A 16,045-nucleotide genomic window follows, 5' to 3' on the forward strand; every position below is an offset into this window, starting at 1 on the left:
ACGAAACCGTTTCGTTCAGGAGGGTCGCCACCATGACCTCTGTACTCATCGTCAGCAGCCAGTCGCTCCAGCGTCTCGGCCTGCGCATGCTCCTGACGGACCAGCCCGACCTGACCGTCTCGGGCGAGGCCACCACCGGCGCCGAAGCGGTCCGCATGAGCGCCGTGCTGCGCCCGGACGTCGTCCTGCTCGACGGCCGCGTCCAGGACACCGATGGCATCGATGTCATCCGCCGGATCACCCATCCCCCGGCCTTCGCCGCCTCCCCCGGCCTCTCCGAAGCGGCGGCCCGCCCGCCGCGCGTCCTCGTCCTCGCGCCCGACACCCATGAGCAGCACGCCTACGCCGGACTGCGGGCCGGGGCCGGCGGGTTCGTCCTGGAGAGCGCCGCCCCCGAGGAACTGGTCGCCGCCATACGGGTCGTGGCCGTCGGGGACGCCGTCATCACCCCCAACCTGACCCGCGCCCTCATCGACACCGTCCGGCAGCAGCAGCCGGTCCGTCCCGCCACCACCGGGGTCGGCCTGGACACGCTCACCGAACGGGAACGCGACGTCCTGACCGCCATCGCCTCCGGCTGGTCGAACGCGGAGATCGCGGCGCGGCTGAGCATCGCCCCGACGACCGTGAAGTCCCATGTCAGCCACATCCTCGCCAAGATCGGAGCGCGCGCCCGCGTGCACGCGGTGGTCTTCGCCTACGAGACGGGTCTGGTGCGGCCCGCCGCCTGAGGTCACCGCGGACGTTTGAGTCCGCGAGAACCGGTCAGGCGCGGGGGATGTTCCAGCCTCCCGCCTCCATGGTCCCGTCCCCCACGTCCGCCAGACCGGCCCCCGGCACCGCGCGACTCCCGCGCGGCGTACCGGGGGCAGTGCGGTGAGCGGACCCCTCGCGGACCGCCCGCCGGTCCAGGACCCGGCGCCCGGCCCCGGCCGGCCCGCCGAGGACCGCGACGCGTTCTTCGACAACGCCAAGTACCTGGCGATCGTGCTGGTGGCGACCGGCCACGCGTGGGAGCCGCTGCGCGACGGCAACCGGACGGTCAGCGCGCTCTACATGCTCGTGTACGCCTTCCACATGCCGGCGTTCATCGTCATCGCCGGCTACTTCTCCCGCACCTTCGACGCGAGCCCGCGGCGGCTGCGACGGCTGGTGACCGGGGTCGCCCTCCCCTATGTCGTCTTCGAGACGGCGTACACCCTCTGGACGCGCTGGACCGACGGCGTCCCGGACCGTCCGGTCAGCCTCCTGGAACCGCTGTATCTGACCTGGTTCCTGGCCGCGTTGTTCATCTGGCGGCTGACCACCCCGGTGTGGCGGCACGTGCGCCGGCCGCTGTCCCTCGCGCTCGGTGTCGCGGTCCTGGCGAGCGTGACGCCGTCGATCGGCGAGGACCTCGATCTCCAGCGCACGTTGCAGTTCCTGCCGTACTTCGTGCTGGGCCTGTGTCTGCGGCCGGAGCACTTCCGGCTGGTGCGCCGCAGGTCGGCGCGGCTGCTGGCGGTGCCGGTGTTCGCGGGTGCGCTCGGTGTGGCCTACTGGGCGGTGCCGCGGCTGAGCGGTGCCTGGTTCTACCACCGGGACAGCGTCCAGGAGCTGGGTGCGCCCGGCTGGTCCGGCCTGGTCATGACACCGGTGCTGTTCGGCTGCTCGGTGCTGCTGGTGGCGTGCTTCCTCGCGTGGGTGCCCGGGAGACGGACGTGGTTCACCACGCTTGGCGCGGGCACGCTGTACGGCTATCTGCTGCACGGGTTCGTCGCGCAGGGCTCCGAGCCCTGGGGCTGGTACGGGCCCGCGTGGGTCCACACACCGCTCGGCGCGCTCGCCGTCACGGCCGTCGCCGCGGTGACCGTGACCCTGCTGTGCACCCCGCCGGTGCGCCGGGTCTTCCGCTTCGCCGTGGAGCCGGACCTGCCGTGGTTCTTCGGACGGGACGGGCGGAGGGAGCGGGTGGCCGCGGTCGGGTGAGCGCGCGGTGGTCACTGAACCGCGACCACCGCGCCCGAGGGGTGCCGTCCGCCGACCAGCGCACGGCACCCCTCGGGATCAGCTCACTCGCCGACCGGCTTGCCGCGCTGCCAGGCCCAGGCCAGGCGGTCCGCGCCGGACTGGTTGGTGGTCTTCAGCCAGGGCTTCGCGGGGTCACCGGTCAGCTCCTGTATCGAGTAGATGTCGTCGGTCCGCAGGCCCGGCCAGTACACCGAGCCCATCTTCAGCTCGCGGAAGGTGTCGGTGACGGCCTGGATGAAGTTGACGTAGTTGTCGTCCGGCGTCTTCACGTTGTAGTTCAGGCCGGTGGTCATCGGCGCCCCGAACTCGTCGGCGACGGTCCGGTTCGCGCAGTCGCCGATGCGCACCTTCAGGTCGGCGACCCACTCGTCGTAGGTGGCGTACGACTTCCAGAAGCCGTAGTGGTGCAGGGAGAGGTACGTGCCCTTCAGGCGCGGGTCGGCGCAGACGGACGTGACGTGGTCGTTGTAGCCGGCGCCGCTGACGAAGACGCGGTTGCGCGGCACGGACTTGTAGGTGTCGAGCCACTTCGCCGCGATGTCGGCCCACTCGGTGTCGGTGTAGCCGTGCGGCTCGTTCATCGGCTCGAAGTAGACCTTCGGGTTGCCCTTGTAGGCCTTGACGACGGTGTTCCACATCGGCCAGTAGGTGGCCTCGTCGTCGATGTAACCGTCCTTGCGGTCGCCCGTGCCCTCCCAGTAGGACACGATCACCTTGAAGCCGTGGGCCGTCGCGGCGTCGATGACGGCGCGGTACGACTTCCAGTAGGCGCCGTTGACCGTGTACGGGTTGATCGGCAGCCGGACCGTGTTGGCGCCGAGGTTGGCGCGGAACGCGGAGATGATACGGCCGGCCTTGGTGTAGGTCTGGGCGTAGGTGTCGCTGGTCGACAGGCCGGACAGCTGGAGCAGGTCGTCGGCGAAGTTGTCGCGCGGGTCGGCCCAGTTGACCCCCTTGAACTGGGTGGTGTCGATGCTCGGCGCGGCGGAGGCGGGGCTGCCCGCGAGGCCGGCGGCGGTGACGGCGGCGATCGCGACCGCGGCGAGGGCGGCCCGGGTGCGGGGCTTGAGACGGGTGCTGACAGGGGTCTTGCGCATCGACGTACCCTTCCGGAGCGACAGGATGTTTACGTAAACATCACGGCGCCGGAATCGTGGCATCCACCCCCACGACCGTCAAGGTTTCCCGCACGTAACATCCGTTGCGACGGCAGCGCGTGACGGGGCCCGGCCCGCAGGCACGGCCGGGCCCCCACGGTTCAGGCGGTGTGCAGGGTGAGGCCGTACCGGTTGAGGATCTCGTTGACGGGCTGGAACCAGGTCTCGCCGCCGCTGGAACAGTTGCCCCAGCCGCCGGACGTGACGCCCTGGGCCTGGTCGCCGCTGATGAACGAGCCGCCGGAGTCTCCCGGTTCGGCGCAGACGCTGGTCTTGGTCATCTGATGCACCGCGCCCTGGCTGTAGTTGACGGTCTCGTTCATGGCGAGGACCGTGCCGCAGTGCCAGTGCGTGGTCGAGCCGGACCGGCAGATGGAGGAGCCCACGGGCGCCACGTTGGAGCCGCGCACCAGCTGGTCGGAGACGGTGCCCCAGCCGAGCACGACCGGCACCGTCCACCAGCCGCTGCCCACGTTGACCCAGGCGTAGTCGTTGTCGGGGAACGACGAGCCCTGGAAGTTGCCGACGTAGCTGCGGTCCCAGCCGTAGACGGCACCGGTGTGCTGGTCGCAGTGTCCGGCGGTGATGAACCCGCCGTACACCGAGAAGCCTATGGAACAGCGGACGTTGCCGGTGTAGAAGGGGTCGCCGCCGACGGTTCCGGCGGCGAAGGTCCGCGGTGCGGTGGAGACGTGCCGGACCGTGACGGGGCCGGTGCGGTGGGCCCGGTCCACGAAGCGCCGGACATCGTTGTCGGCCTTCTCGCCCGCGACGACGTCGACGACGACCGTGCTCGCCCGCGGGTCGACACGCCAACCGGCGATGCCCGCCGGGGCGTTGAGCTTGTCCAGTCGTGCCTGGGTGGCGGCGAGTTCGCGGGCCGTGTGGGCGACGGTGCGGACGTCGGCGCCGGTGGCCCGCACCGCCCGGACGGTCGCCGGTGGCGCGTCCGGGGTGAGGCCCACGGTCAGGGTTTCGGAGCCGGCGTCGTACCAGGTGCCGCCGAGTGAACTCCCGGCGGCCTTGCGGGCCTTGGGCTCGGCGGCCGTGGCCCGCTGCTCGGCGGCGAGCCGCCGCTCGGCCTGGGCCTTGGTGAGGTGCAGGTCGTGTTGCAGGGCGGTGAGGAGACCGGCGGAGGCGGGCGCCTTCGCCGCATGTGCATCGCCGGAGGAGGCGGTAGCGGGTGCGGTGCCCGCCGCGAAGCCGGCGCCGAGTGTGAGCAGCACGGCCAGGGCGGCATGGGCAAGTCTGGTGCGTCTCATGGGGGTTGGCCCTTCGTCGTTCCAGTGAGTGGGGTGGAACAGCGGGGAACAGCAGGATGCTGAGAGCGCTCTCAGAGGTGTGGCCGGGCCGAGCCTAGCGGCTGCTCATGGTCAGGTCCATACCAATTCGGCCAGTCTGCCGACGGTCACGTGATCTGGCTCAACTCGCCCGGGTCCGGCGCGTCGTCGGGACGGCCCGGCATAGGCTGGTCCAAGATCCGCAGCGGAGCGGACTCCCCCGACAGGAGGCCCGATGGGTGTGGCGGACGCGATCAGGGTTCGGCCGGTGCCGGAGCTCCTCGTGGAGAACGCCGTACGGTACGGCGAGCGGCTCGCGTTCGCCGACGACCGGCGCGGGGTGAGCTGGGCCGAACTCGACCGCAGGACCGCACGGTTGGCGACCGGACTGGCAGTCGCCCGCGGAACCCGGGTGGCGTTCTTCCTCGACAACGGCGTGGAACTGGTCGAGGGCCTCCTGGCGACCGTGCGCGCGGCGGCGGTCGGGGTGCCGTTGCCGCCCCGTGCCACCCACACGGAGCTGGCCCAGCTGCTGGCGGACTGCGACCCTGCCGTGGTCGTCACCGACCAGCGGCGGCTGCCACGGATCGCGGGCATGGTCGCGGGGCGGCCGGTGCGGCTGGTGGTGATCGGTGAGGGGCCCGTGCCGGAAGGCGCGTCGCACTTCGAGGATCTGGTCTCGGGGCAGCGGGCCGCGCCCCGTGACGACCTCGGTCTGGACGAACCCGCCTGGCTGCTCTACACGTCCGGCACCTCGGGCACGCCCACGGCGGCCGTGTCGAGTCAACGCTCCGCGCTCTGGTCGTCGTTCGCCTGCTATCTGCCCCGGCTCGGACTGACCGCCACGGACCGGGTGCTGTGGCCCCTGCCGCTCGCCCACACCTACGCCCACTCCCTGTGCGTCCTCGGCACGACCGTGGCCGGGGCGAGCGCCCGCATCACCTCGGCCGCAGGGCCTGCCCATCTCACGCGGCTGATCGGCGAGTTCGAGCCGACCGTGCTCGGCGGGGTGCCCCTCACCTTCCGGCAGCTGCTCGACACGGGCCTCGGTGCGGTGCCCTCGCTGCGCGTGTGCGTCACCGCGGGCGCGCCGAGCGACCCGGAGCTGCGGGAGGAGGTGGAGCGGCGGTTCGGGGCGCCTCTGCTCGACGGGTACGGCTCCACCGAGACCTGCGGCAAGATCGCCATGGAGTCGCTGGACGGCCCGCGGGTGCCGGGAAGCAGCGGCACGCCGGTGCCCGGCATGGACGTCCGGCTGGTCGACCCGGACAGCGGCCTGGACGTCGCCGGCGGCGAGGGCGAGATCTGGGTGCGCGGTCCCGGCGTCATGCTCGGCTATCACAACCGGCCCGAGGCGGACGCCGACGCCCTGCGCGAGGGCTGGTACCGCACCGGAGATCTGGGGCGGTGGGGTGCGGGCGGCTGTCTGACCGTCACCGGACGACTCAACGACCGGATCGTGCGGGGTGGCGAGAACGTCGACCCGGCCGAGGTCGAGGGGGTGCTGCGGGGTCTGCCCGGGGTGCGGGACGCGGCCGTGGTGGCGCGGGCGCATCCGCTGCTGGGCGAGGTCCCGGTGGCGTTCGTGGTCCCGGCGGAGGAGTCGCTGGACCCCGCCGGGCTGCTGCGCGGGTGCGCGGCGGTGCTGTCGGCGCACAAGGTGCCCGAGGAGGTCCTGTTCACGCCGGCCGTCCCGCGCACGGCGGCGGGCAAGCCGCGCCGGGCGGTGCTGCGCGAGACGCTCGCCGAGCGGCCCCCGGCGCCGGACCTCGCGGGGCTGGCCGGTCTGACCGCCGGTGAACGACGGGCCGCGCTCACGGAGTTGGTGTGCCGGGAGGCCGAGGCGATCCGGGGCACGGTCGCCGACCCCGCTACCGCGTTCGCCGACCTCGGGCTGACCTCGATGGACGCCATGACCCTGTGGCACCGGCTCAGCCTGCGCACCGGACTGCGGCTGCCGGCGACCCTGGTCTGGGACCACCCGACCCCGGCCGCGGTCGCCGCCCACCTGGACACCCGGATGACCGGCGGGGCGGCACCGGCGACGGTCCCGCCGCCGCGCGGCCCGGAGGCCGAGCCGGTGGCGATCGTCGCCGTCGGCTGCCGCTACCCGGGCGGGGTGAGCTCGCCGGAGGACCTGTGGCGGCTGGTCTCCGACGGTGTGGACGCCACCGGTGACTTCCCGGCCGACCGCGGCTGGGACGTCGATGCCCTGCACGATCCCGACCCCGACCGGCTCGGCACGACGTACACCCGCCGCGGCGGTTTCCTCGACGGCGCGGCCGACTTCGACCCGCTGTTCTTCGGGATCTCGCCGCGTGAGGCCCTGGCGATGGACCCACAGCACCGGCTGCTCCTGGAGGTCGCGTGGGAGACGCTGGAGCGCGCCGGCATCCCCGCGCCCGCGCTGCGCTCCAGCGCGACCGGCGTGTTCGTGGGCCTGATGCACGCCGGGTACGGCAGCGGGCTCTCGCCGCACGAGCTGGAGTCGCACATCGGCATCGGCTCGTCGGGCAGTGTCGCCTCGGGCCGGATCTCGTACGTCCTCGGCCTGCGCGGTCCGGCCCTGACCGTGGACACGGCGTGTTCGTCGTCGCTGGTCGCGATGGACCTGGCCGCGAAGGCGCTGCGGGCGGGCGAGTGCACACTGGCGCTGGCCGGCGGGGTGACGGTGCTGTCGAGTCCGCAGCCGTTCATCGCGTTCAGCCGGCAGCGCGGGCTGTCGGCGGACGGCCGGTGCCGGTCGTTCGCGGCGGGCGCGGAGGGCACCGCGTGGGCCGAGGGCGTCGGCCTGGTGCTGCTGGAGAAGCTGTCGGACGCCCGGCGCCACGGCCACCCGGTGCTGGCGGTGCTGCGCGGGTCGGCGGTGAACTCCGACGGCGCGTCCAACGGCCTCACCGCCCCCAACGGCGAGGCCCAGCGCGACCTCATCCGCCTGGCGCTGGCCGACGCGGGCCTGGGCCCGGCGGACGTCGACGTGGTCGAGGGCCACGGCACGGGCACCGCGCTGGGCGACCCGATCGAGGCGGGCGCCCTGCTGGCCACCTACGGCCAGGACCGCGACCCGGCGGACCCCGTGTGGCTGGGCTCGGTCAAGTCCAACCTCGGACACTCACAGGCCGCCGCCGGAGTCGCCGGAGTGATCAAGATGATCGAGGCGATGCGCCACGGCGAACTCCCCCGCTCCCTCTACGCGGAAGAGCCGTCACCGCACGTGGACTGGTCCGAGGGGGCGGTACGACTCCTCGACCGCCCGCGCCCCTGGCCGCGCCGCGACCGGCCGCGCCGGGCGGCGGTGTCGTCGTTCGGCATCGGCGGCACCAACGCCCATCTCATCATCGAGGAGCCACCGTCGCAGGCCGCGGTCGGCAGCGGGAACCGTCTTATGCTGTCCGCCCCTTGGCTGGTGAGCGGCGGCGACGCGGCCGGACTGCGAGCGCACGCCGGGAAGTTGGCACAGGCGCTGGCGGACGTCACGGACGACGCGGCACTCGACGTGGCGTACTCGCTGGCGACCACGAGAACCCCTCTCCCCCACCGGGCGGCCGTCCTGACCGACAGCGCCTCCGAACTCCTCGCGGGACTGCGCCGATTGGCGGCGGGCGAGGACGGCCCCGGACTCCTGAAGGGCGCGGTGCGCGGCACCCCGAAGCTGGCGCTGCTGTGCGCGGGACAGGGCACGCAGCGGGCCGGAATGGGCCGCGAACTGGCCGCCGCCTTCCCGGAGTTCGATGCGGCCTTCACCGAAGTGTGCGAGCTGTTCGGGCCGTTGCTGGACCGGCCGCTGCGCGAGGTGATCGACGACCCCGACGGCGCTCTGCTGGACCGTACGGACTACGCGCAGCCCGCCCTGTTCGCCTTCGAGGTGGCGCTGCACCGGCTGCTCGCCGCATGGGATGTACGGCCGGACTACCTGGTCGGCCACTCCGTCGGCGAGCTGGCCGCCGCCCATCTCGCGGGGGTGTTCTCGCTCGCCGACGCGGTCCGGCTCGTGGCCGCGCGGGGCCGGCTGATGGCTGCGTTGCCCGAGGGCGGCGCGATGATCGCGGTGCGGGCACCGGAGGCGGAGGTCGCGCGCAGGCTCGCCGCGACGCCCGGCCGGGTGGCGATCGCGGCCGTCAACGGGCCGACGTCGGTCGTGGTGTCCGGCGACGAGGACGCGGTGACCGCGCTGGCCGCCTCGCTCGGCGGGCGGAGCACCCGGCTGCGGGTGAGCCACGCCTTCCACTCGCCGCTGCTCGACCCGATGCTGGCCGAGTTCCGCGCGGTCGCCGAGACCGTGACGTACCGGCGGCCGTCCGTGCCGGTGGTCTCCACGGTCACCGGCCGCCCCGAGCCGGACGCGCTCGCCACCGCCGACCACTGGGTACGGCAGGTGCGCGAGACCGTCCGGTTCGCCGACGCGGTGAACTGGCTGGCGGAGGCCGGCGTGACGGCGTTCGTCGAGGCCGGTCCCGCCGCCGCGCTGAGCGTGGCGGCCGAGGGGTGTGTCGCGCCGGACACGGACGCGGTGTTCGCTTCGTGCGCCGACGCGCGGGAAGCGCTCGGGGCGCTCGCCGCCCTCCATGTGCACGGGGTGCCGGTCGACTGGCGCTCGGTGTACGCGGGCAGTGGCGCGCGGCGGCGCGCGTTGCCGACGTACCCGTTCCAGCGGCAGCGCTACTGGCTGCATGCGGTACGGCACCCGGTCGCGGCCGGGCATCCGCTGCTGGGCGAGGCCCAGCCGGACGCCGACGGGCCCGGCGTCCGGCACACCGGGGTGCTGTCCGCCGTACGGCAGTCCTGGCTCGCCGACCATGTGATCGGCGGCCGGGTGCTGCTGCCCGCGGCGGCGTTCGCCGAGCTGGCCTGTCGCGCGGCCGGGGCGTCCGGGCCCGTACGCCTGGCCGAACTGGCCTTCCGGGAGCCGCTGGTGCTGCCGGAGTCGGAGGCGGTGCGGGTGCAGGTCGTCACCGGCGGCCCGGACGAGGAGGGGAAGCGGCCCGTCGCCGTCTGGGCGCAGGCGGGCGAGACGTGGACGCGGCACGCCACGGCGACGATCGCCCCGGTCGGCGCGGCACCCGTCGTACCGCTCCGGGTGTGGCCGCCCGCCGGTGCCGAGCGACTCCCGGTCGACTACGACCGGCTCGCCGAGCACGGCCACGACTACGGACCGGCTTTCCGCGCGGTGACCGCTCTGTGGCGCCGGGGCACCTCCCTGTACGCCGAACTGGCCCTGCCGCCGAGGGAAGCGGCGACCGCGGGGTCCTACACGCTCCATCCCGCGCTGCTCGACGCGGCCCTGCACGCGGCGCTCCTGGCCGACGGCCCCGGCGCGGCACGGGTCCCGCTCACCTGCGCCGGGCTCACGGTGTACGCCACCGGCGCCACCACCGCCCGGGCCCACCTGGAACGGCTCGGCCCGGACGAGTTCCGGGTGACACTCACCGACCCCGCCGGGCAGCCGCTCGCCGCGGTCGAGTCGATGGTCACGCGGGTGCTGCCAGCCCAACGACCGGTTGCACGGGGCGAGTTGTATCGCCTGGCATGGCTTCCGGTGACGGCAGGCGGCAACGCCGATACGCGTCATGAGATGTTCGACCTGCCGAGGCCAGGCGTGGACACGGACACACCCGCCCGCGTCCGGAGCCTGCTCGACGGCACGCTCGCGCGGATTCAGGAATGGGTCGGCGACTCCCGCCCCGGGCGGCTGCTGATCCTCACCCACAACGCGACCGGCGACGATCCCGACCCGGCCGAGGCGGCGGTGGCCGGGCTCGTCCGCAGCGCCCAGTCCGAGCATCCCGGCCGGATCGTGCTGGTCGACCGGCGCGGGGGTCCGGCGTCCCCGGCCGACCTGGAGGCGGCGCTGCGCACCGGCGAACCGCAGGTCGCCCTGCACGACGGTGCCGTGCTCGTGCCCCGGCTGACCACAGTGCCGTCCACCGTCGAGACCGAGGCACCCGTCCTCGATCCCGACGGCACGGTGCTGATCACCGGCGGCACCGGGGCACTCGGGGCGAGTCTCGCCCGGTACCTCGTCGACCGGCACGGGGTGCGTCAGGTGGTGTTGGCCGGGCGGAGCGGTCGTACGCCGACGTGGGTCGCCGAACTCGACGCGACGGTACGGGTGATGGCGTGCGACGTGAGCGACCGGGACGCCGTCGATGACCTGGTGGCGGCCTGTGGGGCGGCGTTGACCGCCGTGTTCCATCTCTCCGGCGTCGTGGACGACGGGGTGGTGGACGGTCTGACGCCGGAGCGGCTGGCGGCCGTGCTCGCGCCGAAGGCGGACGCGGCCTGGCATCTGCACGAGGCCACCAAGGGGCTCGGGCTGTCCGCGTTCGTGCTCTACTCGTCGGCCGCGGGTGTGCTCGGCCGCCCCGGACAGGCCAACTACGCGGCCGCCAATGGATTCCTGGACGCGCTCGCCCGCCATCGCACCGCCCAGGGGCTGCCCGCGCAGTCCCTGGCCTGGGGGCCTTGGACGACGGCCGACAACGACGGCATGGCGGCCCAGGTCGCTCCGCAGCGGCTCGCCGACGGGGGTGTCCTGTCCCTCGGCGAGGAGGAGAGCATCGACCTGCTCGACCGGGCGTCGCGGACCTCGGAACCGGTGCTCGTGCCGATCGCGTTGGACCTGGCGGCGCTTCGCGCGCCGACCGCGCCGCCGGTGCTCACGGACCTGCTGCCGCGCCGCCCGGCCGCCCCCGCCACCAGTGCCCCCACGCAGGCGCCCGGTGCCTGGCGTGAGCGGCTCGCCGCCGTGCCGTTGGGCGAACGCGAGGCCGTGCTGGCCGAGTTGATGCGCGCCGAACTGGCCCTGGTGCTGGGCTTCCCGGACGCCGCCGCCTTCCCCGCCGAGCGGGCCTTCACCGAACTCGGCTTCGACTCGCTGACGGCGGTCCAGTTCCGCAACCGGCTCAGCGCGTTCACCCGGGTACGGTTGGCGCCATCGATCGTGTTCGACCATCCGACGCTGCCCGCGCTGGCCGCGCATGTGCACGAGGCGCTGCGTCAGGTGCTGCCGGACGCCGAAGCGGAGGTCGCGGCGGACGAACCGGCCTCCTGCCGTTTCGGCCCCCTCTACCACCAAGTCCTGCGTGAGCGCGGCCCGTTGGAGGCCATGGGCCTGCGCTTCCTCGCCTCCCACGCCCTGCCCTCCTTCACCGCCGCCGACCGCACCCGGCATGCCGTCCCGCCGGTCCGGCTGGCGCAGGGCCCGGGCACGGCCCTGGTCTACGTCCCGGACTACCTCACGCCGTACCACCGCGTTCCCGCCGGTCTGGCCAAGCAGTTCGACGGTGAACGCGACCTGTTCCTGCTGGAACACCCCGGCCTGGGCCCCCGGCGGGCCGTTCCGGACAGCGTGGACGCGGTCGTCAGGACGCATGTCGACACTCTGCGGACCTTGTCGGTGAGCGGTCCGGTCGTCCTCGTCGGCTACTGTGCGGGCGGCACGATCGCGCACGCGGTGGCGCGGGAGCTCGCGCGGACCGGCCGGCCACCGGCGGGGCTGGTCCTGCTCGACGCGCACGCGGGTGTGCTGCGCCGGGACGACGAGCGGGCGTTGGCGCTGATGGCCGCCGGTGCCGAACTGCCCGCCGACGTCGTCGCCGAGTTCGACGACTCGCTGCTGATCGCGGGCGGCGGCTACGCACGGGTGCTGGAGAACTGGGAGCCGGAGCCCTCTCCGGTCCCGACCCTGCTGGTACGGGGTCGCCCGACCGCGCAGATGCTCCGCATCGACCCCGACGCCGACTGGCAGCCGCGCTGGCCGCTCCCCCACGATGCGGTCGACGTCCCCGGCGACCACTACACGCTCGTCCATCACGACGCCGACACCACGGCCGCGGCGATGCGCGCCTGGCTGCCGGCGTGAGCCACCGAAACAAGCACCGCACCACGGGAGTTGACGGATGACGCAGGAGTACAACCTGATCGTGGTCGGCGGCGGACCGGCCGGCTCGACGGCCGCGACCGCCGTGGCCCTGCGCGGGCACCGGGTCCTGCTGCTGGAGCGCGAGACCTTCCCGCGCTACCAGATCGGCGAGTCGCTGTTGCCCGCGACCGTGCACGGCCTGTGCCGCATCCTCGGCGTCGCCGACGAGGTGCAGCAGGCCGGTTTCACCCTCAAACGCGGCGGCACCCTGCGCTGGGGCCGCGATCCGGAACCGTGGCAGTTCTCCTTCGCCATGACCCCGCGCGTGCCCGAACCCACCGCGACCGCGTTCCAGGTGGAGCGCTCACGCTTCGACGAGATCCTGCTGCGGGGCGCCCGGCGGGCCGGCGCCGAGGTGCGCGAGGGCAGCACGGTGCGGCGGGTCGTCGCCGACGAAGAGCGGGTGCGGGGTGTGGAGTTCACCGACGCGGACGGCAACACCCGTGCGGTGTACGCCCGGTACGTCATCGACGCGTCCGGCAACACCAGCCGCATCCACACCGGCGTCGGCGGCGGGCGCGTCTACTCCGACTTCTTCCGCAACCTCGCCGTGTTCGGCTACTTCGCGGGCGGCGCCCGGCTCCCCGAACCCAACAGCGGCAACATCTTCTGCGCCGCGTTCGACGCGGGCTGGCTCTGGTACATCCCGCTGCGCGACGACCTGACGAGCGTCGGCGCGGTGATCTCGCCCGAGCACACGGGGGCCGTGCAGCGGGACGCGCGGGGCGCCTGGCGGGACATGATCGCGGCGTGCCCCGAGGTGAGCCGCCTGGTGGCGGGCGTACCGGAGGCGACCGAGGCGCCGTACGACCAGGTGCGGGTGCGCCGGGACTGGTCGTACTGGAAGCAGTCCTTCTGGAAGCCGGGCATGGCGCTGGTCGGCGACGCGGCCTGCTTCGTGGACCCGGTGCTGTCCTCCGGTGTCCATCTGGCCACGTACGGCGCCCTGTTGGCGGCCCGCTCGGTGAACGCGGCCCTGGACGGCAGCGTGCCCGAGGAGCAGGGCTTCGCGGAGTTCGAGGCGCGCTACCGGCGCGAGTACCGCGTCTTCTACGAGTTCCTCATCGCCTTCTACGACATGGAGCGCAACGAGGACTCGTACTTCTGGTCGGCGAAGAAGATCACCAAGGTGGATCTCGGCGAGGCGGCCGCGTTCGCCGAGCTGGCGGGCGGGCTGGTCTCCCGCGATTCCGCGGTGGTCCGCACGGACTGGCACACGGCCGCCGCGCAACTGGACGGGGCCGTGGGCGAGTTGGCGGTGTCGGACGACCGGATGAACCCCCTCCTGTCCGCCCCGGTCGTCAGCGAGACCTTCCGCACCGGCAACGACCTTCAGGAACAGGCTCTTTACGGCGGCCCGCTCGACGACCCCGGCCCGCCGTCCCCGGGCGGGCTGGCCGTCACACCGGACGGCCTGTCCTGGGCCAAGGAATGATCGCCGCGTCCTGTTGACCTTGCCCGAAGGGGAACCCGCAGCATCGGCGTACCGATGGCTGCGGGAGGGGCGAGGGTGCGCGGGCTGATGATCGACGTACGGCCGTTGCGGCGGGCCGAGTTCCGGCGACTGTGGGCGAGCGGCACGGTGACCACGCTGGGCGCCCAGCTGACGGCCATCGCCGTGCCGATGCAGCTGTACGACCTCACCGGCTCCTCGGCGTACGTCGGACTGGCCGGGTTCGTGGGCTTCGCGCCGATGGCGCTCGCGGCGCTGTGGGGCGGCACGCTGGCGGACGTACGGGACCGGCGGCGGGTGCTGCTGACGACCACGGCCGGGATCGCCCTGACGTCCCTGCTGCTGTGGGCGCAGGCGTGGGCGCGGCTGGAGTCGGCGGGGGTGCTGCTGGCGCTCGTCGGGGTGCAGCAGGCGCTGTTCGGTGCCAACGCGGCGGTGAGCGGGGCGGTCGTCCCGCGCCTGGTGCCGCGTGAGCTGCTGCCCGCCGCGAACACCTTGCAGTCGCTGGTGTCCTGGTCGGCCGGGATCGCCGGCCCGCTGCTGGCCGGGGCGCTGCTGCCGGTGGTCGGGGCCGAGTCGCTGTATCTCGCGGACGCGGCGACGCTCGGCGCCGCGCTGTGGGCCGTGTGGCGCCTGCCGCCGCTCCCGCCCACCGCCGAACAGGGCGCCGGAACACGGCAGTTCGTCGCGGGCTTCCGGCTGCTCGCCGCCCGGCAGGTGCTACTGGTCGTCTATCTCGCCGACTTCGCGGCGCTGTTCCTGGGCATGCCCGCCGCGCTGTTCCCGCAGCTGGCGAGGGAGACGTACCCGGGGGCGAACGTCGGCGTGCTGTACGCGGCGATCTCCGCCGGGGGCGTGCTCGCGGCGCTGTTCTCCGGTGGCTTCACCCGCACGTCCCGGCACGGTGTCGCGGTCGCGGTGTCGGTGTGCGTGTGGGGTCTGGCACTGGCCGCGTTCGGGCTCACGGACTCGCTTGTGGTGGCGGCGAGTTGGCTGGTGGTGGCGGGCGCCGCGCTGTTGACACTGGGCGTGTTCCGCAAGTCCGTCCTGCAGTCCGCGGTACCGGACGGGATGCGGGGCCGCCTTCAGGGCGTCGACACCGTGATCGCCGCGGGCGGTCCCCGGCTGGGCGACCTCGTGCACGGGGTGGCCGGCGCGTCCTTCGGGGCGACCTGGGCCGTCACCGGCGGCGGGGTACTGGCGGTGACGGCCGGGCTGGCGCTGCTGATGTTGTTCCCCGCGTTCAGGCAACACCAGGCCGCATGAGAGCCGTTACTCCGGCGGGGTCGGCGTGTCGTGAGTGCGGTACATCGCCTGGACGTCCAGTTCCAGCTGGACCGTGGGGCCGACGACCGCGATGCCCCGGGCCAGCATGGAACGCCAGTTCAAGGTGAAGTCTTCGCGGTGCAGCTCCGCCTTCGCGAGGGCGGCGCAGCGCAGTTCCTCGCCGTAACCGCCGTTGACCATGCCCAGGTAGGTCGTGTCCAGCGACACCGAGCGGCTCACCCCGTGCATGGTCAGGGTGCCCAGCAGGGACCACTTGCTGCCGCCGCGGTAGGCGAAGCGGGTGCTGCGGAAGTCGATGTACGGGAAGTGCTCGACGTCGAGGAAGTCGGCCGAACGCAGGTGGGTGTCACGGGTGTTGTTGCCGGTGGTGATGCTGGCGGCGTCGATGCGCACATGCACGCGGGAGTCGGCGATGTCCTGGGTGACCTGGATGCCGCCCTCGAAGCGTTCGAACCGGCCGTGCACATGGGCCATGCCGACGTGCTTGGCGATGAAGCGGATCGCGGTGTGCGGCGGGTCGAAGAGCCAGGTGCCGGGGACCGGGAGCTCGGCCTGCCGGGCGGGCTGGAGCCAGACGCTCTGCGGGGACAGCCCGGCGTCCGCGACGACCTCGACGGTCTCGCGATGCGGCTCCAGTCCCTCCGCCATGACCATGAGGCTGTAGCTGCCGGGCGGCAGCACGGCGAGGAACGTTCCGTACGGGTCCGTGGTGCCGCGTGCCACGACCTGGTGGCTGCGGAGTTCGGTCACGGTCACGTCGGCGCCGCCCAGAGGCTGGTTCACCGGGTCAAGGACCTCGCGGACGAGGACACCGGCACCGGGCGGAACGGGAAGCGTGTGGCCCGCGGCGCCTCCGGAGGCACTCCTGAGTCGCCGCCGGAGCAGTCCGAGGGGCATGGGTCTCACCTTTCAGTGGGGGGACAGTGGGTGGGTGTGG

Annotated in this window: 8 protein-coding genes; 5 read left to right on the forward strand and 3 right to left on the reverse strand. The window is 73.4% G+C overall.

The window, feature by feature from the left end:
* Nucleotides 1–32 precede the first annotated feature (32 nt).
* Both CRP56_RS04775 and CRP56_RS04780 read left to right on the forward strand, forming a co-directional pair.
* Complete coding sequence (locus CRP56_RS04775) at nt 33–731, forward strand: LuxR C-terminal-related transcriptional regulator (protein ID WP_097260538.1); 699 nt, start codon at nt 33–35, stop codon at nt 729–731.
* A gap of 145 nt (nt 732–876) precedes the next feature.
* Nucleotides 877–1,968, forward strand: a complete 1,092-nt coding sequence (locus CRP56_RS04780; protein ID WP_097260540.1) for an acyltransferase family protein — start codon at nt 877–879, stop codon at nt 1,966–1,968.
* Between the two features lie 83 nt (nt 1,969–2,051).
* Here the strand turns inward: CRP56_RS04780 and CRP56_RS04785 are convergent, their stop codons facing one another.
* Nucleotides 2,052–3,107 (reverse strand): glycoside hydrolase family 5 protein, encoded by a 1,056-nt coding sequence (locus CRP56_RS04785; RefSeq protein WP_097260542.1) that lies wholly within the window; start codon nt 3,105–3,107, stop codon nt 2,052–2,054.
* A 161-nt stretch (nt 3,108–3,268) separates the two neighbouring features.
* On the reverse strand, nt 3,269–4,429 hold the full coding sequence (locus CRP56_RS04790) for a S1 family peptidase (RefSeq protein ID WP_097260544.1): 1,161 nt from the start codon (nt 4,427–4,429) through the stop codon (nt 3,269–3,271).
* 253 nt (nt 4,430–4,682) lie between these two features.
* Between CRP56_RS04790 and CRP56_RS04795 the strand changes: the two genes are divergently transcribed.
* From CRP56_RS04795 to CRP56_RS04805, 3 genes are read left to right on the forward strand one after another with little or no spacing between them, the layout of a single operon-like run.
* On the forward strand, nt 4,683–12,308 hold the full coding sequence (locus CRP56_RS04795; RefSeq protein WP_097260546.1) for a type I polyketide synthase: 7,626 nt from the start codon (nt 4,683–4,685) through the stop codon (nt 12,306–12,308).
* A gap of 37 nt (nt 12,309–12,345) precedes the next feature.
* On the forward strand, nt 12,346–13,803 hold the full coding sequence (locus CRP56_RS04800; protein ID WP_097260549.1) for a tryptophan 7-halogenase: 1,458 nt from the start codon (nt 12,346–12,348) through the stop codon (nt 13,801–13,803).
* Nucleotides 13,804–13,857: 54 nt separating this feature from the next.
* The gene (locus CRP56_RS04805; protein WP_257040012.1) at nt 13,858–15,087 is read left to right on the forward strand and encodes an MFS transporter; all 1,230 of its coding nucleotides are present in this window, start codon (nt 13,858–13,860) and stop codon (nt 15,085–15,087) included.
* Between the two features lie 6 nt (nt 15,088–15,093).
* On the opposite strand, the gene CRP56_RS04810 is transcribed toward CRP56_RS04805, so the two are convergent.
* Complete coding sequence (locus CRP56_RS04810) at nt 15,094–16,005, reverse strand: YceI family protein (RefSeq protein ID WP_097260551.1); 912 nt, start codon at nt 16,003–16,005, stop codon at nt 15,094–15,096.
* Between the last annotated feature and the right edge of the window lie 40 nt (nt 16,006–16,045).

Origin of the sequence: Streptomyces sp. TLI_55 (assembly GCF_900206255.1) — a bacterium.
GTDB lineage: Bacteria > Actinomycetota > Actinomycetes > Streptomycetales > Streptomycetaceae > Streptomyces > Streptomyces aquilus.

Excerpts from the sequence above, each read along its gene's own strand:
- CRP56_RS04775 (WP_097260538.1), top strand. The coding sequence starts at position 33 with ATGACCTCTGTACTCATCGTCAGCAGCCAGTCGCTCCAGCGTCTCGGC.
- CRP56_RS04785 (WP_097260542.1), bottom strand. The coding sequence starts at position 3,107 with ATGCGCAAGACCCCTGTCAGCACCCGTCTCAAGCCCCGCACCCGGGCC.
- CRP56_RS04790 (WP_097260544.1), bottom strand. The coding sequence starts at position 4,429 with ATGAGACGCACCAGACTTGCCCATGCCGCCCTGGCCGTGCTGCTCACA.
- CRP56_RS04795 (WP_097260546.1), top strand. The coding sequence starts at position 4,683 with ATGGGTGTGGCGGACGCGATCAGGGTTCGGCCGGTGCCGGAGCTCCTC.
- CRP56_RS04800 (WP_097260549.1), top strand. The coding sequence starts at position 12,346 with ATGACGCAGGAGTACAACCTGATCGTGGTCGGCGGCGGACCGGCCGGC.
- CRP56_RS04805 (WP_257040012.1), top strand. The coding sequence starts at position 13,858 with ATGGCTGCGGGAGGGGCGAGGGTGCGCGGGCTGATGATCGACGTACGG.
- CRP56_RS04810 (WP_097260551.1), bottom strand. The coding sequence starts at position 16,005 with ATGCCCCTCGGACTGCTCCGGCGGCGACTCAGGAGTGCCTCCGGAGGC.